Raw genomic sequence first — 21709 nt, 5'->3', positions numbered from 1 at the left:
GACAACGCGCCGGACTGGAATTGCGCAATCACCTCGTCGCGGGGGGGCGAGACTGCCCGTCCGGCTCACGATGTCGATGATCTGCGCGAGCTCCGGTTGGGTGAGCATCAGCCCCATGTGTTCGGCAGCTGACTTCACGCTCTCGGCGGTGCTCATCATCTCACCGTAGAGGTCGCCGGAGACAGGTGCATGCTCGAAGCCGCAGCGTGCGCTGCATATCATCCAGGTCAGCGGTGATGTGGGTCATGCTCGTCGTCCTTTCCGTTGCGTGCGCCGAGGTGTGGCGCCGAAGTCGGGGATGATCTTTCTCTGCCCGCCTTCGTTGCCGAAACGCACCGTCGTGCTGAAGGGTTTGCCTTTCTGGCTGACGAAATCGGTGGCGGAGACGGTGCCACCCGTGAGCAGGGTTTCCTTTTCCGTTTCGGTGAAGGTGTGTTGGCACCAGGCGTCCGGTGGGAGGTCGCTGCTGAACTCTGGTTTGAAGCCCACCCAGGGCTTGCCTTTGTAGTTCAGTTCGGCGAGGGAGCCTCGAGCAGTGAAGGTCGGGTCGGCGGCACCGGCCGTCTTCTTCTTGTCCGAGATCGCGGTGAATGTGATCTCGTGCCCGTCCAGGAGTGTTTGGCATTCCTGGTCGGTGAAGCGGTGACCACTCCATTCCCGGTTGAACGACACAAGGCGGCCGCCCTGAGCCGCCCACGTCCCCTCGTGTTTCTCCTTCTGTTGGATCTCGGTCAGACCGAGTTCGGCGCGCATGGTGGCGGCGTTGGCCTGCATGGTCTGAATGTCTTCGGTCACCCAGTCCGCGACGACGGCGATCACCTGCTCGACAGAACGGTTGCCGGCGGCGACGGCGCGCATCTCGGAGTAGATGCGCTCGGTCAGGGACAGATCCCCGATCCGGGTGCCGGGCAGGAGCCGGTACCCCATGTCGCCGTAGTTGGTCAGGGTCACTTTCCCGCGGGTCTCGGTCATGAGTGGCCACTTGTTCTTGTCGGATGGTTCGCGGGTGACTTCGGCGTAGGTGGAGGTGCGGGTGGCGCCGGTGCCGACGTCGCGTTTCTCCAGCTGTTTCATCAGCCACTTCATGGTCGGGTGTTCGGGCCGTTTGTTCTTTCCCTCGAACACGAACGGCTCGGCGTGGGTGCCCAGACCGTCCTTGTTCGGCGTTTCCGTGTCGTCCGGTTCGTCGGTGGTGTCGTCGGCGAACACCTGCTTCCAGCCCAACGCTTTCGGGACAGTCGCGGATCCGATGAATGTCGGCCAGTCTTCGAGGTGTCCTTGCTGCGATTCGTACACGTAGTCGCCGGCGAACATTGCGAGGAAGGAACGTGCAAGCTCCTCGTAGATGAGGGTGCCCGTGTCGCCATATTTCTGCCCGATCGCGTCGAGGGACCCTGGCACGTTGGGACCGGGCCGGTTCGCACCGTGCGCACCTTCGTCCTTCACATGGGTGCGCCGGGGCAGCCGCTGGGTCAGCAACGCGGGGTCGACGTCGACGAGAGCTGCGATCTGGTCGACCAGCGGCAGCAGATCCTGGAACTGCTCGGTGGTGATCGTCTTGTCCTCGGTGCGCGGGTAGGAGACCACCTGGTCCTCATACATGCGCTGGTAGATCGCGAGCACCTGATCAGCCTTGACGCCTTTCGCGGACAGCCGCGAGCTCAGTGCGGCCAGGTCCAGCAGCCGAGGCGGCGCGACCCGCTTGTCGCCACGAACGTCCACGACGACCGCGGACGGTGCGTACGTCTGAGCGACGCTCTCCTGGTTGGGGAAGTTCGGCTCGTCCGGGTTGGTGTACATGACACCGTGTTCATCGCGGAACCGGTTTTCGAAGAACGGCTTCTTCACGTACTCGTTGTGCGCTTTCAGCTGCACTCCGACGAGCAGCAGCATCGCCGACTTCAACCGGCCCTGCCGGAGCACCGCCCGCTGCGCTGCCGTGACAGTTGCCACACGGGTGAACTGCTGGGTCAGCCAGTCGAACTTCGACCGGGCGAGTGCCTTCTTGTACTCGTCGAAGTTCTCCAGACCGCCGACGATTTCTCGACGGTTGAGGAATGCGTTCTGAATCGAGGCTTCGGCCTCGTCGGTGAAGTACATGCGGGTGAGTTTCGTCGGTGTGATGCCGAGCTCGAGCATGGGCTCGGCAAACAACAGCCCGCCCTCCCCGGATGGGTCAACGTCTGTTGCGACGACGACCTCGGAGGCGGTGCGTGCTTTGCCGGCGAGGGTTTGCAGGATCTCTGCCACGCCCGACTGTGCTGACGGTTTCCGTTTCCAGTTCAGGTCGGCGGGGTTCCATGGCAGGTTCGCGAGGTCCCAGGATTTGTATTTGTCCGACAGGTGTGGGGCGACCTGCTCGTGCGGTTCGACGTATTCGTAGAGGTGGCCGCGCAGTGCGACGATCTCGTAGTGCGTGCCCTGGAAGGTGCCGGCCATCGTGCCGCCGAGGGCCTTGGCCATGTTCCGGGCGGCGGAGGGTTTCTCTGCCACAAGTAGGACCGTCATCGTCGTGTCTCCTTCTGCTGGTGCCAGTCGTGGTCTGCGACCGTGCGAGTCCGCAAACCGGAACGAGCACGGTGCGCTCACCGTTCTTGCCGCGCGGAAGTCGAAATTGGCACACACGCGTCGAGAAGAGGCGAGGAAGAAGCGGAAGGCAGCGAAGCAAGAACTCTGTCCCGGAGCAAGAGCACACCGGGACAGAGGAGTCAGAGATCAACAGGAGACGAAGAACCGAACTGAAGGACGAGGCTGAAGGACAAGAACTGATGAAATGCACGCAGGCACCAATGGTGTGCGCTACGCTTTTCGAATGCGTGGAGGGATGGCGAGATGGAAGCGCGGGGTCGCTTCCCAGGGGGTCAAGCAGGCCCTCGACTACGCTCTCGCGGGTACCTGCGATGCCTCCCAGTCCGGAGCGATCGCCGCCTCCGGCTACGCCGACGACGCCGTGCTGAGGCACATCGTCGAGGACGGAATGATCCGCCGCGACGTGCTCGACCGCGACAAACTCGAAGCATGGATCTCCGGCCGCGACCCGGAAACCGGTGTCCTGCGCGGCCGGGAGGTAGGCGGTCCCAGCGCAGACCTGCTGTTGGACGCGACGATCAACGCCTCAAAGTCGTTCTCGATCGCCGCAATGATCGACGCGGACATCCACATGGCCTACGAAGACCTCATGGACCGGCTTCGCGACCGCACGATCCTCGCCTGGCAACGTGAACTGAACGCGCGCCGCGGCCACGCCGGCGCCATCCGAGAAGACCTCTCCCGGATCGAGGTCGTCGAGCTCAACCACGAACGCTCCCGAGCTTTGGACCCGCACAAGCACCGCCACCTGTGGCTGAACATCAAGGTGCAGGGGCAAGATGGCCGGTGGACGAACATCGATTCACGTGTGGCCATGAAGTTCCAGACCGTCATCAACGCTGAGGGCGACCTGGCCGCGCGCACCGACCCGCAGTGGTTGGCCGCTCTCGCGGCCAAGGGATACACCCTGAACGCGGACGGCGAGATCGAACAGCTCGCCCACCTGGTGCGTCCACTGTCCCGCCGGTCAAACCAGATCGAAGCCAACCGGACGGTCAAGCTGACCGAATGGCGGACCGGCCACCCGGGCCAGGAGCCGACGGCCAAAGACCTACAAGCCATCGACCAATGGGCGTACGCGCATGGCCGGCCGAACAAGCCCGGCCAGATCGACGAGGCGGACTGGGCGGCCACCGTCCACGCCGAACTGACCGCCATCGACCCCACCGTCGGCCATGTCCGCGCCGCGGTTACCGTCCGCAGTACGCCGGTCGCTGGCCTTGACCGTGCCGTGCTGGCCGCAACAGGCGTGGCCGACGCAGACGCCCGCGCGACCGGGACCGGCGGCCGCTACAGCATGTTCGACGTGCAGGCCGGGGTGCGGCGCGCGGTGGCCGCGTCCGGTGTGGTCGCTGACCGCGCCGTCCTGGAAGAGCTCATCGACGATGTGACCGGCCGGGCCGTGGCCGGGCGCAGCGTGAACCTACTTACCGCTGACGGTGCTATCCCCGCCCACGTGAAGGCGTTCATGTCGCAAGCGACCGTGGCGTTGAAAGCGGACGTCGCCCGCCAATACGCGGCCCTTGCCACGCCCGGACAAGCAGTGGACGCCGAACTCGTCGACGTCGCCCAAACGGATGTGCTCGAGGACGGTCTCCGACTCGACACTGCCCAGACGCAAGCCGCGGCCGCAGTCGCCGGGACCGATTCTGTCGTCACGATCACCGGGCCTGCCGGCACCGGTAAGACGACCATGCTGAAGGTCGCCAAGAAGCTCCTCGACGACCAGGGCCGCGGCTGCATCATCGTCGCCCCGACGAAGAAGGCTGCGAACGTCGCGGGACGCGAAACATCGACCACCAGCTCAAGCGTGCACGCGCTCCTGCGCGACCACGGCTGGTACTGGGGCGAAGACGTCGCCGGCCGCACGGTCTGGCAGCAGGTCACACCAGGCGAGCAATCCCCATTGTCCAACCAGCCATACAACGGCGTCAGCCGATACCCGCTGCACCCAGGCGACCGGATCGTCGTCGACGAGGCAGGAATGCTGGGCCTGCACGAAGCGCGAGCTCTGGCACTCCTCGCCCAACAGACCGGGGCACAGATCGCCCTCATCGGAGACCACCTGCAGGTCTCCCCCGTCGGCCACTCCGGTGCCATGCTGATCGCCCGCACATCCGCCACCGCGCGCATCGAGCTGGAGACAGTGCAGCGCTTCCGGAAACTCGACGCCGCAGGCAACCCGCTGCTCGACGGGCAGGGCAACCCGGTCCGCGACGACGAGTATGCCGAGTTGACCAAGAAGCTGCGCGAGCCGGCCAGCGAGGAGGAAGCACGCCAAGTTGCGGCCGCCCTCATCTCCGGCGGTCACGTGGTGACCGTTACGGACCAGGCCGCCGTGCTCCACTACATGGTCGACCGCCACCGGGAGCTCACTCAGAGCGGGAAAACTCTCTCATTGGTTGTGTCGACCAACGAGGAAGCACAGACCATCAACGAAGCTATTCAGGCGGGACGTCTGACGCGGGGCGAACTCGACACTAGCCGGATCGCTTTCGCGCAGAACGGGCAACCGGTCTACGCCGGCGAAACGGTCCAGACCCGCCGCAACGACACGGACACCGGCGTGAACAACCGCGACCTGTGGACGGTTGAGGCGATTCAGAGTGACGGGACGGTGCGCCTCGCATCGATGGCTACTAGTGGTCTCACCCGCACTGTTTCGTCAGAGTATTTTGCAGATCACGCCCACCTCGCCTACGCCTCAACCGTCCACGGCGAGCAGGGCGAAACGAACTGGGCATCCATCACCGGCCCCGGCGTCGACGCCGCCGGCCTCTACGTTGGCGCCACCCGCGGCAAGTTCGAAAACACCTACGTGTCCACTGCCGGCACCCCGGCCAAACTCGTCGATGAACTCGTCGAGACCATGCACCGTGGACGGGCGGAGCTCACCGTCGACGACTCTCGGGCCGCGGCCCGCGCAGAACTCGAAAGGGCAGCACGTCCGTCGCCGAGCATCGAGCGGACCACGCCGGCGTGGGACAGCTCCGAGCGCCCCTTCGGCCACGTGCTCGATATCACTACCGAGACGATCACCATTGATCAGTCCCTAGCCAGCAACCGTGAACGCACCAGCTGGCTGCAAGACACGATCACCATCAACGAGAAACGCCTCCAGACTCTCCGCACAAGCGACGCCAACGAACACCACAAAGAGCGCATCAACCCCGTGACAACATCGGCGATCGCCAGCCTCGACCAACGGGTCACCGCAACCCGTGCCGAGCTTGCAACCCTTGCCGCAGAACGCAGAACTCACGAGCGCACCATCGAACTGCTACAGCAGGAGGAACGTTTCCGCGGCCGCCTGACAGCAGCCCAGTTAGCAGCAGAAGAACAGGCCCGCACGGAACGCATCAACCAGGTGCGCGCCGGGAAGGCTGCAACGGCCGCCGCCACGGGACCCGTCAGCAGGCCTTCTCCACGCCGCGGTGGACCTGCTCGTCGGTAATCCCCAAAGAGCCAGGGCAGCGGTTTCGTCTCGTGGGATCTATTTCGTCGTGTTTGGGTGGTGGGTGTGTACCTGCTCGAGGTAGACGACCTGTTCGTGGACGTAGAACCAGATGCGGGCGTCGCCCTTCAGCGTCGGTTTGTGCTGCCAGCGTTGGTGTGTCTTTCCGTCCCGGGTGATCTTCCCCAACTCTCCTTTAAGCGGATAGTTCGTCGGTGTCACTGCCAACGGACTTCTGGTCAGGAAGTCCCATGCGTCTGTTAGCGGGCCGCGGATGGTCGCACAGAGATCGGTCCATCCGCGCTGAGCGGGAACGCTGGCGAATTCAATGCTGTACTCGCTGCGCTTGGTCGGCCTCGCGACCTTTCGCTCCCGCGCCACTTACGGCCGCTCGACGGGGAGGTCGGTGTCGAGCCATTCCACTGGTGCATTGCCGAGTCCGGCGGCCACCGCGGTCGCGGTTTCGCGCCATGAGGTCATCTCGGCGACGGCGAGGTGCGCCTGTCCAGTGGAGAACGAAGCGCGGGCGGCTTCGAGGAGATCGTTGGCGCATGCGACGCGGTCCTCAGGACTAAGGGCAAGCATCCACGGCAGTGCACTGGACATTCGGTCTGTCAGGGTGCCGCGGGTGTCGGTCGCCACGCCGATCAGAGTGGCGGCAAGTTGCAGCAGCTTTTCCCGCGAGTCCGCCTCACTCTTCGACATGAGCACGAGGTCTTCCCCGTCGCGACGAGTCACCTCGACGGGCCGGTCCTCGGCGGCGGCGAAGACGCGCGGTGCGTTCCGGCTGAGGTCGGAGGATTGAAAAATTTGTTGCGGCTGGTCCATGGCGAGCATTCACACAGTGTAGTTCAGAACTACTTCTGAATAAAAGTCCTTGGCGGGAACCCGCCCCACATTCAGCGGTACCCGTCGCCAACACGAGGCCACCGCACCGATGATCGGGTGATGGCCTCGTATTGGCGGCCGAAGCATTCCCGGCGGTCACTTCGGCACGGCCGCGGCCGCGCAGGCGGGTGATGAGAAGGGCGTCAGCGATGGATGGTCCGTCGTCCTGTCGCGGCCGGTTGCACGACAGGACCGGTTGTGGATGGGTCGGTGCGGGAGTTGTGCTGGGGAGCGGGGCGCGGATCCGATGCCGGTGGGCGCGCGGGCTGCGAGCACGGCATCGCGGGTGGCGGCGATCCTTTGGTCGATGGCTGCCATCTCGGTTCTGGTTTCGGGGAGGCGGCGGAAAGCGTCGATGGCTTCCTCGTCGGAGGAGTTCCTGGCCTCGTAGGGGTCGTTGATCTGCACGCGGCGCCGAACCTCGCCGTTCAGCATGTCTTCCTTCTCGACCAGCGCCTGATATCCGGGTATGTCGCTGAGAGGCTGGTGTTTGGCCAACTCGTATTCCTCAGGCGGGAGCTCTGCTTGAGTGACGATCAGGTCGGCACTGTCCGATTGGGCGGCACTGAGACTGGTCAATAGTTGCGAGTTGCTGAGGCCATCCATTTCTGCATACGACAATGGCCGGTGCGCCGGATCCAAGCGAGGGTCGGTAAGGACGGTGTCGTAGTCGTACGGCAGATACATGGCCGGCTGATGGAGCAGGTGCGCCTGGATGACGGGGTCCTCTTCGCGGAAGCTGCCCTCGAGTAAGTCCGTGGCGTAGAGGCGGTACTCGGCCCCCCTCTGGCCGCGGGATCTGCGAGCTCGTCTGATCCGCCTTCACGTAGCTCCTCGAAGAGAATGTCTGCTTGGACGGCGGAGCGGCGCAGGCGTGCGACGGCGCTGTGATCGTCGACGGCGGGATAGAGGTTCGCGGCCCATTCCCGCTGCTCGGCGAATTCCGTCCGCGCAGCCGTGATTTCGGTTGCCCAGTCAGTAGCCGGGGAAGTGGCAGCCTCGAGGAGCTGACCTGTTTGATAGGTGATGTCGCGGGCGAGGTTCTCCCGACGGGACGTGGGCCCGGTGTCTGAGTGGTCGTCCCATCCTTGGATGGGGTCAGTGTTTCCGGCCGCGATCGCGGCACGTAACTGGGTGATGTTGTGGAGCACGTACGAGTGGTTGGTTGCGAACCAATCGAGTTGATCAGTTGCGAGGTTCTGCGCGGCGGTGAGAGGCCCGGCGGGTTCGTTTTCCTCTTTCGAGGTTGGGGCGAACGAGTCGTCAGACATGGTTGGTTTCTCCTTCTTCGTGTTCAGCGTTGGTGCTGAAGTCTGCGTGTGTGTCGCGGGTCCAGTCGTCCCAGTCGGGTGGTTTGTCGAGGACGCGGGGTGTGGGGGCGTTGACGTGTCCTTCACCACATTGCGCCTGCAGCGGTTTCAGGCGGCCGCGGGCGAGGTCGAGGCGTTCGTGGAATCCGATGGGGCCGTAGCCGCTGTCGGATTCGTCGAACGATGCTTGCCAGCAGGCGTGCAGTGCGGAGAGTTCTTCGACGGCGCCGCCGTGCTGGTACCAGCATTCGCGGACGACGTCTTTGGGCAACGGGTATCGGTAGACGATCCAGCGAACCCATCCGGCGAGGTCCTCCCACGCTTGGCGGGATTCGGCCGGTCGGAGTTCACGCCAGTTCACGATTGCCACGGTGACGGGCAGATCGACGGTGGCAGGGGCGGCCGGCGAGTTTGTGGGCGCCGGTCGTAGCGGGAGTGGGAGGTCGTCGCCCAGGGACCCGTATTCGTCGGTGCTCATGCGGCCAGGAGTGCGCGGACGATCTTCTGCCGCAGCTTGCTGATCGCTTGGAGGGTCGCATCCCGTCGGCCGCGCATGCGCGATAGCACCGGGTCTTTGTCGAGCAGCTGGTGGATGAGCCGGTGGTGTTCTGGGTGCACGGCCATCAGGTCCTTATGCGCTTCGCGGGCGATCCACCCGGAGGCAGTCTCGGTGACTCCGGAGTAGTCGAGGTGATGGAGCTCTAGCGTCTGTGCCATACCGGCGCCGAGACAGACGGCGCAGCGGATGGCACCATGCCGGGCGGTTTCTTCCCGGAACCACGCAAGGCGGCGGGTGAACCAGGCGGTGGAGGAGAGATAACCGGTGCGATACCGGTTCCCCCGGGTCGGCCGACGCCGGTTAGACACGAGACGTTCCCTTCTCGTATTGGGCGCGGAACTCGGCGAGTTGCGCCTGCTCGGTGGCCCGTTTGCCGCTTCGGATCTGCTTAGCGTCTGAACGTTTGGTCCAGCCGGCAGCATCCAGCAGCGCGGGCCGCATGTTCTTGTAGGCGAGGACAGCCATTCCTGTGGGGAGCCGGCGTAGCTCGTCGATCGACAGCACGGGGACGGTTGATCGTTGTTCGGACTGGGTGGTGGATTCCTCCGACCAGGAGCGGGTATGGTCGATGATTTTGCGGTGGCCGAGCAGGTTGGAGATGTCCTGCATGTGCCGCACATCGGTGGATCCGCCGAGGAGAACTTTGACGATCGCGGCGTTCCAGATGGTTTGCGCTTCTGCCTCTGACCACACGGTGATGGCTTGGGACATGGATTGGAAGATCACTTGGGAGAAGATGCCGATACCGCCTCCGTCGCTGAGTACGGTGGGCAGGCCTGGCCAGGAGAACATGTTCGCGATTTCATCGAGCACCAACCCGAGCGGCGGGTCCAGGCGGCCGCCGGTGGAGGCGAGCGCTTTGCGCCTTGCGCTTTCGACGACGTCATCAAGGACGGCTGAGAGGAACCCTCCGGAGGCTCCGGCGCCGGAGCCGGTTCCGATCAGGTAAAGGGTGTTCTCGCCGGCCAGGAACTCGTCTGCGTCGAACGCGTCGCTGGTGGGGTTGAGCGCGTCGAAGACTTGCGGGATGAGGAGCGGTTTGCACGCTTCTCGGACGCCCATCCACGAGTTGGCGAGGAGTTCCGGGTCTCCCTTCACGATTCCTTCGAGCATCTGCCCCCACCCGGGCGCTCCCTTATCGTTGAGGATCTCGATCGCGGATTCGGTCAGTGCTGGGTTCGCCCCCCAGGTGCGGAGCGCGGCGGTCCCGCCACCGCCGAGAGCGGCGGCGTGCAGGAGGCTGGCGAGCAGGCCAGAGGACACGCCAGCCCATTCCTGGTTCGAGGCGCTTCGGCCGAGGGCGCTACTGGACATGATTGCTCGAGCGCGCATGTCCGCTGTCAGCGGGTCGGCGCAGCCAACGACGGGTGAGACGCGTCGTTTCGCCGCGATCCCGGACAGGCCTTGCGGGTCTAGGACGGTCACCTCCCCGCGGCGTTGACGTTCAGCGTAGGTGGCGGCGAGGTTGTCGTTGCGGGTGGAGGTGGTGACTAGGGGCCCGAACCAGTCAAGGATCGTTGAGATGACGAACCGGAACCCTTTTCCGCTGCGGGGCGCGGCAGAGACAACCATTGAGTCCTCAACGCTGACAAAGACGTCGACGTCGCGTGAGCGCCCCATCTGCACTCCGACATCGGCTGCGGTCGGTTGGCTCATCGCGGGACGCAACTGGGGTGCCCGTTTGGTCAAAGCCTTCCGGGAGAGGTGCTTTCGGACCTCAGGCTTCTTCGCGAACCCGTCCCGGTAGAGCAGCTGATGGCGGAAGTACATGTCGGACTGCCGGAACCGGTTGAATATCGCCCAGCCTGCAGCGCACCCGATGATGAGGACGACGACGACGCTCGCGCACACGATCCGGATCAATAGCACCGGTGGTGTGCATCCTGCCGGGAGGGTGCCGAGTGTTGCCGGGTTGCCGGTGATGAGGAGCCCTATCCCGCCGAGGAGACCGGTCGCGGCGGGTTGGGCGGTGCAGGTGTAACCGACGATGGTGTTCGCAATTGCGGTGCACAGCAGCGAGAGCGCTGCGATGAGGCCGGCCGCGCAGACGAGGACGGTGGTGATCGGCTTGTTCATGCGCGGGACCCTCCATGGGTGTCGGTGGCGAAGTAGTGCATTTCGGTGGTGGTGCACACGTTGCGGACGTGGCGGAGGGTGTCTTCGCCGATCTGCCAGAACCCCTCCCCCTTCTGCAGTTTTCGGACAAGTTCGCGTTGTGTGTCGTTCCAGCCGAGGACGGCAGCTGACCGGCCTAGCTCGCCGGGGTGTTGCGCGTAGGTGATGCGGGTATCGCAATCGGCGAGGAGGCCGAGCGCTTGTGAGTGCATGGCGGAGCCGGTGTCGCCGAGCGCGTCGAGGTCGGCGATGCGGTGCAGCACATACAGGTTCGCTTTGCCATGGTGGCGGGCCACCTTTTCGTCCGCGGCGCGTTGGGTGAGCCCGGATCCGGAGGCGACTTCGGTGAGGAGGGCGACGGCTGCTTCCTCGTGGATGACCAGGCGGGCTTGATCGGCGGTTCCGGTGGACGATCTGTCGATCCAGTCGTTGGTGGTGAGCCGCATCAACGCTTTCGCTTCGTCGCTGGCTTTGCTGACCAGGGAGGTGTCGACGGTGACCATGGGGGTGTCGCTGTCGAAGGTGACGGTGGTGGGCTTGTCGAACATTCCGGCGACGTCGCCGACGATGACGCGGCGGATCGAGTGCTGCAGTTGCAGCCCACCGTCCCGGATCTCGGCCGCATTGGGTCCGGTCGGGTCGCGGAGCTCGTCCCACACCGCCGGCAGCAGCACGTGGTTGTTGCGGGCGCGGACGTTCTGCAGCACCAGGTCGATAATGGTGTGCTCGACCTCGGGAAGCGTTGTGGTCTGCCGCAAGATCTTCACGATCGCCTGCAACTTGTGGGATTGGTATTGCTGCTGCTCGTACGCCCAGTTCTCGTCGGTGAAGTGAGCGGGCCGTGTTCCAGCGTCGAGCGGGTTGATCCGGTCAGCGGCGCCAGGGCCGATCTGTACTGTCACTCCGCCGACGTATTCGGCGACGCGTGCCCACTCCCCGTTCGGGTCGTGGGGGACGGCCACCCGGCGGCGTAGCCGGCACAGGCGGGCGGCCAACGACTTAGCGAGCATGGATTTGCCAGATCCTTTGACGCCGAGGATCACCATGGAGTGGGAGCGGATGATGCCCATCCCGTATGCCACCCAGGGGTCCCAACTGAACATGCCTTTGGAAAGCAGGTCGGGGCCGATGAACGCACCGGGCATCGCATCGCTGGTTTCGGCCAAGAACGGGTAACCGACGCCGAGCGTCGTGGAGGACCCCCGGTGCAGGGGCGGCCGGACCGCGCGGGCAGTGCGCAAATTGTTGGGGTGACGCTCCCCTTTCTCGGGTAGCCATACCCAGGGCAGATCAGGGCTGTCTTTTCGGGTGTCGCTGGCTGCCTTGGCGAGTTGTTTGCGTTTGGCGGCCAGTTCACGCCGTGAAACACGGTCGGCGTCGTCGCGGACGAATCCCGCGCTCTGGGTGGAGTTCATGCTTTGCCTTTCGCGTTCAAGGGGAGCGCGACAGTGGTGAACGCGGCAGCCTGCTGGAAATGCATCAACGCCAGGGTGATACCGAGCCCACGCGCGGCTTGGGCCACCGCGGATCGGGCCCGGTCGAGACCTTCCGTGTCGGCAGCGGACAGGGCGATGAACCCGCGGAATTCGATGTCGGCGTACCCTTCGCTGATGCGCTCTTCGCGCTCCTCGATCTCCTCGAGCTCTTTGCGTTGCTCCACCGTTTCGGTCACTTGGTTCTTCTCCCGAATCGACCGGGCAGTTTCCAGGGCGGTACGCCTCGACACGACCCGGGAGGCCGCTTTGTGATCGGGGACCGGCTTCATTTGGAGCAACAGGACACGGGTACTGTCACCGGCGTAGAGCAACCGCGACAGGAACCCGATCGTTTTGGTGGTGCGTGGCCATTCGGACAGCCAGAACACTTGATGCACGCTGCCGTCGACGACGACGCGGTCGGGGTGCTCGGTGATTCCCATCACGGGGGGATGCCGGAGCGAGGCGCGGGTGGCGGGGTCGGATTGCTGCATCCGGGCGGTGAACCCGATCGGGTCCATGGCGCGAGCGAATACCGCTTCCAGTCCGCGTGCTTTCACCCATGCCGTCAACGTCAGGTCTGCTTGCTCGATGGTGTCTTTCAGAGTGCTGACCAGTTCGACCATGTACCCGTCGATTCCGGAGAGCCCTCCCCCGTTGTCCTTGATCTGCTGCAGCAACCCACGCAGCGCGAAGGTGAAGGTGACGGTGTTGCTGAACTGCATCGATTTCGGTGCCTGCTGCTCAACTAGGGCGTCGTATTCTGCGATAACCCGAGGATGAACCTGGTTCGGTCCGGCGGTGTGGTCTTGTTTGCGGGCGTACTCGCCGAGCTGGGTGGCTGGCGCCGAGTCAACGCGCACGCGCGCGTCCAGCTGCACCAGCCCGGGGAGAGTGTTGAGGCTGTTCAACCATTCGACGAACCCGTCGAATGCTCGGGTCTGCACCGACCGGTCGCGTAGTTTCCACGCACGACTGTTGACACCGACGGTGATGGCAACGGTCTGACCTTTCATGTCGATCAGGAACGCGCCGCCGGCGGTGTGCCCGGATTGGTACATGCGGGTGTTGCCTGCTGCGCCCGGCAGGGCGAACGTCCCGACCGGTTCGGGTTTGGTCGCACCGCCGGTGGGAATTCCGGTTTTCATCTCGATCTCCTTCGGCGTCCGCCATGGGTCACGCAGGTACAGGGTTTGCCCGAACCAGTTGCGGGCGAAGTAGGCGATCGGTCTGGTGCCGACGGTGACAATCGGTTCTCCCCGGTACCGGCTGACAACGACCCCCATCAGGGCGATGATCAACCAGATCGGGCCGCCGAAGAACGCGGCAGCGTCGCTGATCACCCACACCACACCAACGCCGAGGATGACCGTCGCGATGAGTATCTGCCGGATATCGAACCCGGACCCGAGGACACCGCCGCGCTCCCTCCGACCGAACCGATCGGAAGGAAGGGCGAGATCCTCGACGATGACCGTCTCTCTCATCGGCCCATCCTGAAGATGTTCATTACAGTCCGTGTCCGGTTAGCGTTGTCACGGATCTTCGGGCGTGCAGCCAACGCGCCAGCTGTCTCATGGCCGGCGAACGACACCAGTTTCACCGCCCATACGGGCGCGAACGCGGCTGCGAACACCGCACCGGCTGCGACCAGCAGAAGACCGGTGTTCACACCATGCCCGAGCAGCAGCACCGCAATCAACAGCACGCTGGCGGCGAGAGGTTCGGCGAGGATCAACCCGATGGTGAGGTTCGCCCAGCGGTGTGCCCAGGCGGCCACTTTTGGCTGGCCGATCATCATCAGGCCGATCGGTGCGGTCCCGGCGAGGACGATCAGACTGAACCCACGAATCGACATCGATACGTACAGGACCAGCGATGCCAATGCCATCACTGCCAAGATCAGAATCGTCACCAGGAACGTGCCGACTGCAGCTGCCGACTTGGCGGACTCGGTACTGCTGTTCATCAGAGCGGAGTCCGTGTTCATCGTCACTGTGCCGTTGACATCTGTGAACCCGAACACGTGCAGGATCGCTTGCCCCATTCCGCCGCCTTGCACGGATCCCATCAACGAATCGGTCACCGCGTCGCCGTAGGCGCACAGTTGCTTCATCCCCCACACGGAGAGCACAGAGGTGGGGATCGCGCCGGCCAGACCGAGGGCAATCTGCGCAACTCGTTTGCCGTTGTTCAGCAGCATGGCGGGGATCATCTGCATGATTGCCACGACCACGAGCACGATGCCCATCGCTCCGACCCAGAACCAGAACTCGGCACTACTGATCTGCCACTCCGCCGCACCCGGACGGCTGGATTTGAACGCGCTGGTGAGCATGTCAGCCATGAAGTCCGAGATGGAACTGATCGATGAGACCAGGAACCGGGCCACGGCTTCCTGAGCGTCGCAGCTGATGTCACCGAACCCGCACCCATAGTTCGGTTGCGGGATGCCTTCCAAATGTGTGATCACGGCCGGTTACCCGAACAGTGGGATCGCCTGACCCCAGTTGATAATCTGCGCGGCTGAGGCAGCGATGATCACGCACATGATGACGACCGCCATCGCGGTCAAAGACCCTTTAAGCCCTCCCCCGTGGTGGGTCTTCCAGGAGAACACCCCGACGACCATGGCGATCAGGATGGCGATCGCCGCGATGATCAAGAACACCCCGAGGATCTGCCCGGCGATCTTCTGCGCCGCCGAATAGCCGGGACCGCCAGCCACCGGGGTGATTGGCGGAATGTTGTACAGCGGTTTGCTGAGGGCGATGAGGAGACTGTTCATGAGGGTCCGTTCTGGTTGGGTGTGGGTGGGCTATTCGCTGCCGACCGGCAGGCGAAGGATCATTGGTGCGGCTTGTGACGGCACGGTGATGGTCAGCATCAGCGCGCGGGCGCCGGCAGGGACGTAGTAGGCGACAGCGAAGCTGTAGGGGACACCGTTCTTCAACCGCCACGGCTTCTTCATGCTGAGCGTGTGCGGGTCACCGAACGGCAGTTTGGTGTGACGGGCGAGTCCCGGACCGGAGTGTGTGTCAAGGACCGCCTGCGAGGTGGAGTCGTCGAAATGGGTTCCGGTCAGGTTCATGCCCGTTATGTCCGCCGCGGCGAAGGGAACGCCGCCGGTGATGGTGATCCGGAATGCGGCGACATAACTGCCGGCGGGGAACGCGTCCGACGACATCTGCGGATACCGGAACCCGGAATCGGTGGTGGTGTTGTACCCGCCGAGGTCGTAACCGGCCACACCAACGTCACTGGTGGCGGCGGTGTCCAACATGCGCCCGGCCGGTGCCGGTGTTGACGGCAAGGCCGGAATCGTCGACGTCGGCGTCCCTGTGGGCGCGGCTGCGGTGCTGCACCCAGTCAGCGCAGCCGCAATGGTGAGTGCGGCTGCAGCGATCAGCGAGTTTCGACGCATATGCGTACCTCCAAACGTTTCCGGAACACTCGATGTGTCCTCTACTGCTCCTTGTCGCGCCCGCCTCGCACTTGGCACACACCGTCACCGGCTGTCAGCTGGCGGACTGCCCTGCCAGCCCACCTGCAGCGCCCCCGACGTCGATGTGCTGGTGGTTGCAGGTGTCTTCGAATTGGTGGAGATGTTGTGTGGCGAGTGGGTTGCCGGACCGGCATTCGATTTGCCCGGCACCGGAACCGGTCGGCATCACCGGGTCGAGAATTTGCAGCAGCCGACGGCTGCTGCTGTCGTCTCCGGTCAGCGCGTGCCCGTTCAGGACAGAGAAGTCGACGGCATGACCGCCGCCATCCTTGTAATGCCAGGAGGTGGTGCCGGCACCTTCGACCAGGCCCGCACACAACCGGTTGATGTCACTGATCCCGACCGACGTGAAACTATTGACCGCGATAGTGATCACCTGCAGCACGCGCACGTCAATGTTGCAGTTGGAGGTTGCGGTGCCGTTGGCGATGTCCACGATCTCGGTCACACCGGTGCCGCCTGCGTTGTAGAGGGTGTGGCCATTGATCGCTGGCATCAACGCCTGCGCAAGAGCTCGCGTGTTCCCAGAGATCGGAAGCGCCCCACAGGGATCAGTCGTTGCCACAGGTGAGGGCGTGGGTGTGGCGGACGGTGTGGCTGTCGGCGATGGGGTTGGAGTCGGCCCGGTGGTTGGTGTTTGACAATTGGTGGCGGTCTTGCTGGCGATCGCTGCCGCCAAGTCTTGGAGAACGAAGATCGGTAGAGCGATCACCGTGATCATTCCGGTGACACACCCGATCGCTACCCAGAGGAGAACTGTTCGGCCGGTGCGTGATGCCGCAAGTTTCGCGGCGGCCGCTGCAGGAACTGGCATGTCATCGTCCTTCCAGGATCGTGATCACTGCCGCCCGTAACCGTTCAGCACGCGGCAGGGCTCGCCGTACCGTGGTCTCAGGCAGGCCGGTGCAGGCTGCGATCTGTGTGGCGGGCTGTGATCGAGGAAGGTGCGCGGCCACTGCAGCCAACGCTGTCCCGGCCGGGAAACACCACACGGCGCGAGCCTCGCAATCCTGCATTTGGTTCGAGGTGGCCACCTCGAACGCGGCCGCGATGGTGTGTGCTGCCTCGTGCACCCATTGGCAGGCGTCGCGGACGGTGCGGTCGGCCGCTCCCGCCCGGTCGGCGATCTCTGTTGCCGTGCGTCCATGAAGTCCGTGGTCGAGCGCCCACGCCCACGCCCGCTCGCCGACGACATCAGCGACCTGCTTCAGTAGCCGTGTCGTCTCGAAGTCGCGCACCATCTCCTCAAGCACGGGGGTCTGCTTGTCAGCTAGCTCCAGTGGTATTGGGAGGGTGCGCGGCCGCCGACGCAAGGCCGCGGCTGCAACACGCACCGAGATCCCGTGCGCAAACCCGCCCAGGGACCCTCGCGTGGGATCGAACAGTCCCGCCTCGAGCTTCCGCCACAGGATCTCCCGCAGCTGCTGCAGCACATCGTCGACATCCTGGTTCCCGGCCCGACCGCACAAGATCCGCTCAACCGTGCCACGACACGACGCCACCGCCGACTCGAACACGTCCAACCCGATCTCATCGAGCGCTCCGCTCTCCGACACTGGCGACAGCGTCGCCACGGCACCACGAGGCCGCCGGCCGGTGCCGGGGCGTTGTGTGCACTGAACTGTTGATGTCATGTGACGGTCTCCCAAAGGTGATGAAGCGGCGAACCAGGCGGCAACGCTTATGCCGGAACCTGACTTCGCGCACGTGTGGGCGCGGGGGCGCTGGGTGCGTCGTTGAACAGTTCGGGATGGAGAGCGCGCAGCTCGTCCAGGCGCCGGCGGCCTGTGCGGGCGGATACACCGAGCCAGCGGGCAACGTCCGCGCCCGTGACTTTCGCTCCCCCGGCAACCACCTCGACGACTCGCGCCAGCAGCTCCGTGTCCCCCACCGGTGATGTTGCTGGGAGGGCTTGAGACGCTGTCGACACCGCAGTCATCGGTTCGAGCAGCGCCTCATCCATGCCGACGGTTGGTATCGCGGGGGCTCTGCCCCTGGTATGCGATTCTTCAGTGGCGCGTTGAACGGTGGTGACGGTGCGTGTCCGACTGTCCGCCATGACGACGAGCAGATGTGAGGCGACCAGCAGCGCAACTGCCGGCACGGCGGAAACCACGGACGCCAGCAGCAACGGCACACGCAATTGGTTGATGGTGTCGGCGGCGTGGAGGGCGTTACCTGTCACGCTGATTGCGGAGAACGCGACCAACGCCGTCCACGGGTACCAGGCCAGACCGCGCCGGGATTTCAACGCGAACGCGGCCGCGGTAGCGACAACGATGAAACCATCGACGATCAACGGCCAAATGAACGCCAACCCGGTGGGGACATCACTTGCGATGGCGAGATCCCGCAACGAAGCGAACGACAGTGTGAAACCGCCGCCTGCTAACGCGATGACTCCGCAGCTGGTTGCTGCCCAAAGCAGCCGCGATCGCGACGAATCCTTATCCACACTCATCGGTTGTGTCCCCTTCCGCTCTCGAGATCTCGCCATCACAGCGCTCACATCAGCGGCTGCACACGCGCGGCACGATGCTTCGGCTTGCGTCGACGCCACACCGCGAGAGCCCCGCCGCCACCGACGAGGACAGCACCTGCCGCCCCGATCGGACCAAGGTTGGCCAGGCCGGTATCGGCCAGACCCGGCTTTGTGCTGTGCCGGAAGTGCGTCACCGGGGCGGTCCTACCGTCTGTTCCGTTACTGGTTCCGCCGCCGGTGTCGCCAGTGTGCGGCGGTTGGGTGGGGGTACCCGGGTCGGCTGGCGGGTCGTTCTGGTTCGATGGGCCGGGCCCTGTCTCAGTCGGGTCAGTGGCACAGTCCTGACACACCGGCCCTGGCCCTCCCCCGCCGGTGAGCCCTCCATCGCCATCATCGGGGCGAGCTGGCCCATTGCCGACCAACGGTGCCCCGCCGCTACTGGGCGCGGGTGCCGCCGTCGACGGGGGTGCCGAGACCGTCGGTGGGGTATCGGCGAACGCAGCTTCTGCCCCACCTGTTGCCAGGCCTGCCGCGATCACCGTGATCAGCAGCGGACGTATTCCTCGAATCATCTGAACTCCTTCTGTACGAACTGGTTTGGTCGTGTTGCCAGGCGTGCCATTCAGGCGGGTCACGGCCCGAAGCCTCGATATCTGTCGCGCCGACAGGCGAGGGCCGCTCGGGTGAGGTCATCGGTGACGACCACCTGCCGGGGCCGGGTTGTATGCCTGAAGATGCGAGGCGGTGAGCGTGATGAGCAGCCCTTTGCTCGTGATACCGATAGGTGTGACCGTCGGTGGCTGCACGGTTGTCACCGCGTTCGTTGCCGGGTCGAGCAGTGCTGTCTGTGTGCCGCGGCTGCCGTAGAACGTCGCTCCGAGGCTGGCCGCCGGAACAAAAGCCGGGTCCGGCACAGTCACGGCACCGGTTGCGGTGCGGATGAGGGTGTTACCCGCCATCAGGAAATCGCCGCCGCTGGTGGTTTTCAACACGGCCGGAGTGCTGGCGACGGGTTGTTGGCCGGTGACTTGCCCGGAGCTCAGGCTGTGAGTGACCAATGTCAATCCGCCCGGAGTGGACCACACGGTGACCACGGAGGATCCTTCGACACCAACCCACCCGGACAGGGAGGCGTCGGCGGCCGGCGCCGCCAAGGTGATCTGTGCCGTCACGGTCCCTGCCGGCGTCCCTGTCAGCACACGGTGGTCCCAGGTTGCCCACAACACTTCACCGGTGGTCGTTGCCATCAACGCCGACGGGGCACCGACATTGTTGCCTGATGGTGGGGTGAACGGCACAAGCCCGCCGCCGGTAAGAACCGACACCTGACGGCCATCGCCTGGCCCGACCATCGGCGCCCCGTGGCCACGAACATGAACGACCATCCCGGCCGGCAATCCAACACGAACTGGTGCCGCCACCCCGATCCACGCATACACACTCGTGGCCGTTACGGCGAGGAAAGCCGCCTTACCGTCCACCACCGTGTCCTGAATGCCCGACTGCACCCCATCCAACGTGGTCTGCGACAGCTGCTTTCCAGTGGCCGCGGCGGCGATAACAAACCGGTTATGGATGGTCGTGAACGCGACGAGTGACCCGTCGCGAGAAACCACCGCGTCCAGCACGCTCGCTACCGCCCACCTCGGCGTCGTACTGAACCCAGGCAACGTTCGCGTCACCGTCTCGAGCGGTTTGGACATCGCGACAGAAGTGGACGACTGAGGTGGGCGAGGCCACAACGCAACGCCTGCAAAGCAGCCGCCGACCACAACACACGCGGCCACACCCACCCCCACCCACCTGAAGGCCCGACCGCGGCGACGCCCCGACTGGCCGCTGCCGCTGTGGGCTTCTGCCGGGCTGGGGGCACTGACGTCGGCCCCCGGCACAGGTCGGGCTTCAGAAGGAGACGTCGAAACGCGGGGAGCAGCTAGATCGCTCAAGCTGAGCGGCGCTCCCAGGGCAGAAATGGCAGACACTGTCGTCCGTTCGACCGGCGCACTCATTTGCAGCTCGGCCGGATGCGCCTCGCCGCAATCCGTGCAGAACCCATCGGAGTTCACGTCGCCGCCGCACAACGCACACGCCCTCATCGGGTCGCTTCCGCCATCGGAACAGACCGGTATCGGCTGTTGCGCGCCACCACGCGCTGCAGATGGCCATGTTGCGCGGCGATCGACGTGACGGCGCCCGCAAGCCAACAGCGCGCCACCACGCCGGCAATCAACAGTGACGACATCCCCGCACTCATCCGGCATCCTTCAGGTCGCCAGTTGCCGGAGTCGCCGGCGAACGCCGTTTCAGCTGATCTTCGATCGTGAACGTCCCCGGCCTCGCTCCAGGGATGCGTGTGGTCGCGTACGACGCGTAGCCAAGGACCCGTGCAGCGGTCAACTCGGTGGCCCGTTCTCGCAGCTTGTGGATGCGCTGCGTCGAGTCAGTAATCGATACGCCTGTCGTCGTCACCGTCAGCCGTGTCGGCAGCTTGGTCGTGATCATGGATGTGGTTCTCCTCGGTCAGTGAGGCGGGATTCGGAACGTTCAGTGGGTGTGCACGCGCCTACTGGCCGTTCGCGGCGGTCGCGGCTTGATAGAGGCTGAGGGAGCGGAGGCTGACGCGGGCGGGGATTCCAGGGCGGACGGTGATCGCTTCGAGTTGGTGGCCGGTGAGGAGCCCACACACCTGCGCAACATCGAGCTGCAACTGCTCGGCCGCGTCGATCAGGCTGACTGTCTCGATCCGGGCGTCCAGCACCGGCACTCCGGCATAGGTGGACGGAAAGGTGAGGAGCTCACCTTCGTTTGCGGGAAGGGTGTCGGTCATAGGTTCTCCTGACCGGTGCGTGATCGTCGGCGAGCAGGCGCACCGAAAACCCACTCACCTATATACGCAACGAAACGACCCAAACGGGGTCGCGAGTTTTTGTGAGCCCGATTCAGACGTGAAACGGGACGTGGTTCCGGGCGAATTGGGGGTCTGACCGGACCAGACAGGGGCCACGCTGTGGAGGGGCGGCCGCCTTGGGTGGGCGGCGAAAACGGGCGCGGGTGTCTTTGGCCGGCATGGGGTGCCCACCGGCACCCCATAAGAAGGGCTTCGCCCCTCATCCCTCCCCCTGCTGCCTGCGGCAGCTAGCCGAGCACACTACGCGTGCGCAGTTGTTTGCGGCGATCCTCGCCGCTCCGGCCCACAGACCCTATTTCGCGTCCGCCGGCTCCGTGCCGGGCTTTCGCGGCATATCCTCCCTCGCTGCGCTCGGTCCGGTATTCCACGACCCGGCACTACACCGGCTCCCGCTCAAACGGGATCAGAGCGCCGGAACGGCAAG

20 protein-coding genes are annotated in these 21709 nt (G+C 64.7%); 1 reads left to right on the top strand and 19 read right to left on the bottom strand.

Features of this window, described 5'->3' with window-relative positions; all coding sequences use genetic code 11:
• Positions 1–243 precede the first annotated feature (243 nt).
• Positions 244–2508 carry a DNA topoisomerase gene (locus ACIRCZ_RS19520; protein ID WP_402856352.1) on the bottom strand — a complete coding sequence of 755 codons (2265 nt, stop codon included), beginning with the start codon at positions 2506–2508 and terminating at the stop codon, positions 244–246.
• A 265-nt stretch (positions 2509–2773) separates the two neighbouring features.
• Between ACIRCZ_RS19520 and ACIRCZ_RS19515 the strand changes: the two genes are divergently transcribed.
• Positions 2774–6043, top strand: a complete 3270-nt coding sequence (locus ACIRCZ_RS19515; RefSeq protein WP_402856350.1) for an AAA family ATPase — start codon at positions 2774–2776, stop codon at positions 6041–6043.
• 39 nt (positions 6044–6082) lie between these two features.
• Here the strand turns inward: ACIRCZ_RS19515 and ACIRCZ_RS19510 are convergent, their stop codons facing one another.
• The 18 genes from ACIRCZ_RS19510 to ACIRCZ_RS19425 all read right to left on the bottom strand — a co-directional run bounded on the left by ACIRCZ_RS19510 (position 6083) and on the right by ACIRCZ_RS19425 (position 21204).
• Entirely contained in the window at positions 6083–6424 is a 342-nt protein-coding gene (locus ACIRCZ_RS19510; RefSeq protein ID WP_402856347.1) for a hypothetical protein, read from the bottom strand.
• Entirely contained in the window at positions 6425–6880 is a 456-nt protein-coding gene (locus tag ACIRCZ_RS19505; protein WP_402856344.1) for a prevent-host-death protein, read from the bottom strand.
• A 147-nt stretch (positions 6881–7027) separates the two neighbouring features.
• Positions 7028–7618 (bottom strand): hypothetical protein, encoded by a 591-nt coding sequence (locus ACIRCZ_RS19500; RefSeq protein ID WP_402856341.1) that lies wholly within the window; start codon positions 7616–7618, stop codon positions 7028–7030.
• Between the two features lie 576 nt (positions 7619–8194).
• A complete protein-coding gene (locus ACIRCZ_RS19495) occupies positions 8195–8719 on the bottom strand; it encodes a hypothetical protein (RefSeq protein WP_402856338.1) in 525 nt (174 codons plus the stop codon).
• A complete protein-coding gene (locus ACIRCZ_RS19490) occupies positions 8716–8958 on the bottom strand; it encodes a hypothetical protein (RefSeq protein WP_402856335.1) in 243 nt (80 codons plus the stop codon). The genes ACIRCZ_RS19495 and ACIRCZ_RS19490 overlap by 4 nt, the downstream gene beginning before the upstream one ends.
• A gap of 142 nt (positions 8959–9100) precedes the next feature.
• Positions 9101–10876 (bottom strand): type IV secretory system conjugative DNA transfer family protein, encoded by a 1776-nt coding sequence (locus tag ACIRCZ_RS19485; protein ID WP_402856332.1) that lies wholly within the window; start codon positions 10874–10876, stop codon positions 9101–9103.
• Positions 10873–12330, bottom strand: a complete 1458-nt coding sequence (locus ACIRCZ_RS19480; RefSeq protein ID WP_402856330.1) for a hypothetical protein — start codon at positions 12328–12330, stop codon at positions 10873–10875. Before ACIRCZ_RS19480 ends, ACIRCZ_RS19485 begins: the two co-directional genes overlap by 4 nt.
• Entirely contained in the window at positions 12327–13877 is a 1551-nt protein-coding gene (locus tag ACIRCZ_RS19475; protein WP_402856327.1) for an SCO6880 family protein, read from the bottom strand. Before ACIRCZ_RS19475 ends, ACIRCZ_RS19480 begins: the two co-directional genes overlap by 4 nt.
• Positions 13874–14863 carry a hypothetical protein gene (locus ACIRCZ_RS19470; protein WP_402856325.1) on the bottom strand — a complete coding sequence of 330 codons (990 nt, stop codon included), beginning with the start codon at positions 14861–14863 and terminating at the stop codon, positions 13874–13876. Before ACIRCZ_RS19470 ends, ACIRCZ_RS19475 begins: the two co-directional genes overlap by 4 nt.
• A gap of 6 nt (positions 14864–14869) precedes the next feature.
• The gene (locus ACIRCZ_RS19465; protein ID WP_402856322.1) at positions 14870–15178 is read right to left on the bottom strand and encodes a hypothetical protein; all 309 of its coding nucleotides are present in this window, start codon (positions 15176–15178) and stop codon (positions 14870–14872) included.
• A 30-nt stretch (positions 15179–15208) separates the two neighbouring features.
• On the bottom strand, positions 15209–15814 hold the full coding sequence (locus ACIRCZ_RS19460; protein WP_402856319.1) for a hypothetical protein: 606 nt from the start codon (positions 15812–15814) through the stop codon (positions 15209–15211).
• A 94-nt stretch (positions 15815–15908) separates the two neighbouring features.
• On the bottom strand, positions 15909–16391 hold the full coding sequence (locus ACIRCZ_RS19455; protein WP_402856316.1) for a hypothetical protein: 483 nt from the start codon (positions 16389–16391) through the stop codon (positions 15909–15911).
• 319 nt (positions 16392–16710) lie between these two features.
• The gene (locus ACIRCZ_RS19450) at positions 16711–17469 is read right to left on the bottom strand and encodes a hypothetical protein (protein ID WP_402856312.1); all 759 of its coding nucleotides are present in this window, start codon (positions 17467–17469) and stop codon (positions 16711–16713) included.
• A 107-nt stretch (positions 17470–17576) separates the two neighbouring features.
• Positions 17577–18356 (bottom strand): DUF2637 domain-containing protein, encoded by a 780-nt coding sequence (locus ACIRCZ_RS19445; RefSeq protein ID WP_402856309.1) that lies wholly within the window; start codon positions 18354–18356, stop codon positions 17577–17579.
• 710 nt (positions 18357–19066) lie between these two features.
• Entirely contained in the window at positions 19067–20080 is a 1014-nt protein-coding gene (locus ACIRCZ_RS19440; RefSeq protein ID WP_402856306.1) for a hypothetical protein, read from the bottom strand.
• 389 nt (positions 20081–20469) lie between these two features.
• Positions 20470–20631 (bottom strand): hypothetical protein, encoded by a 162-nt coding sequence (locus ACIRCZ_RS19435; RefSeq protein WP_402856303.1) that lies wholly within the window; start codon positions 20629–20631, stop codon positions 20470–20472.
• Entirely contained in the window at positions 20628–20879 is a 252-nt protein-coding gene (locus ACIRCZ_RS19430; RefSeq protein WP_402856300.1) for a hypothetical protein, read from the bottom strand. Before ACIRCZ_RS19430 ends, ACIRCZ_RS19435 begins: the two co-directional genes overlap by 4 nt.
• 61 nt (positions 20880–20940) lie before the next feature.
• The gene (locus tag ACIRCZ_RS19425; protein WP_402856297.1) at positions 20941–21204 is read right to left on the bottom strand and encodes a hypothetical protein; all 264 of its coding nucleotides are present in this window, start codon (positions 21202–21204) and stop codon (positions 20941–20943) included.
• Positions 21205–21709 lie beyond the last annotated feature (505 nt).

Source organism: Leifsonia sp. NPDC102414 (genome assembly GCF_044765685.1).
Classification (GTDB): Bacteria; Actinomycetota; Actinomycetes; order Actinomycetales; family Microbacteriaceae; genus Leifsonia.
Note: the sequence above shows the minus strand (reverse complement) of the source record. Positions and strands in the feature narration are given on the sequence as shown.

What these genes read in the sequence shown, in the direction of transcription:
- ACIRCZ_RS19425 (WP_402856297.1), bottom strand. Translation starts at nt 21,204, where the DNA reads ATGACCGACACCCTTCCCGCAAACGAAGGTGAGCTCCTCACCTTTCCG.
- ACIRCZ_RS19455 (WP_402856316.1), bottom strand. Translation starts at nt 16,391, where the DNA reads ATGCCAGCGATCAATGGCCACACCCTCTACAACGCAGGCGGCACCGGT.
- ACIRCZ_RS19490 (WP_402856335.1), bottom strand. Translation starts at nt 8,958, where the DNA reads ATGGCACAGACGCTAGAGCTCCATCACCTCGACTACTCCGGAGTCACC.
- ACIRCZ_RS19445 (WP_402856309.1), bottom strand. Translation starts at nt 18,356, where the DNA reads ATGAGTGTGGATAAGGATTCGTCGCGATCGCGGCTGCTTTGGGCAGCA.
- ACIRCZ_RS19430 (WP_402856300.1), bottom strand. Translation starts at nt 20,879, where the DNA reads ATGATCACGACCAAGCTGCCGACACGGCTGACGGTGACGACGACAGGC.
- ACIRCZ_RS19480 (WP_402856330.1), bottom strand. Translation starts at nt 12,330, where the DNA reads ATGAACTCCACCCAGAGCGCGGGATTCGTCCGCGACGACGCCGACCGT.
- ACIRCZ_RS19505 (WP_402856344.1), bottom strand. Translation starts at nt 6,880, where the DNA reads ATGCTCGCCATGGACCAGCCGCAACAAATTTTTCAATCCTCCGACCTC.
- ACIRCZ_RS19520 (WP_402856352.1), bottom strand. Translation starts at nt 2,508, where the DNA reads ATGACGGTCCTACTTGTGGCAGAGAAACCCTCCGCCGCCCGGAACATG.
- ACIRCZ_RS19485 (WP_402856332.1), bottom strand. Translation starts at nt 10,876, where the DNA reads ATGAACAAGCCGATCACCACCGTCCTCGTCTGCGCGGCCGGCCTCATC.
- ACIRCZ_RS19495 (WP_402856338.1), bottom strand. Translation starts at nt 8,719, where the DNA reads ATGAGCACCGACGAATACGGGTCCCTGGGCGACGACCTCCCACTCCCG.
- ACIRCZ_RS19500 (WP_402856341.1), bottom strand. Translation starts at nt 7,618, where the DNA reads ATGTATCTGCCGTACGACTACGACACCGTCCTTACCGACCCTCGCTTG.
- ACIRCZ_RS19475 (WP_402856327.1), bottom strand. Translation starts at nt 13,877, where the DNA reads ATGAGAGAGACGGTCATCGTCGAGGATCTCGCCCTTCCTTCCGATCGG.
- ACIRCZ_RS19435 (WP_402856303.1), bottom strand. Translation starts at nt 20,631, where the DNA reads ATGAGTGCGGGGATGTCGTCACTGTTGATTGCCGGCGTGGTGGCGCGC.
- ACIRCZ_RS19460 (WP_402856319.1), bottom strand. Translation starts at nt 15,814, where the DNA reads ATGCGTCGAAACTCGCTGATCGCTGCAGCCGCACTCACCATTGCGGCT.
- ACIRCZ_RS19440 (WP_402856306.1), bottom strand. Translation starts at nt 20,080, where the DNA reads ATGTCCAAACCGCTCGAGACGGTGACGCGAACGTTGCCTGGGTTCAGT.
- ACIRCZ_RS19515 (WP_402856350.1), top strand. Translation starts at nt 2,774, where the DNA reads ATGCACGCAGGCACCAATGGTGTGCGCTACGCTTTTCGAATGCGTGGA.
- ACIRCZ_RS19465 (WP_402856322.1), bottom strand. Translation starts at nt 15,178, where the DNA reads ATGAACAGTCTCCTCATCGCCCTCAGCAAACCGCTGTACAACATTCCG.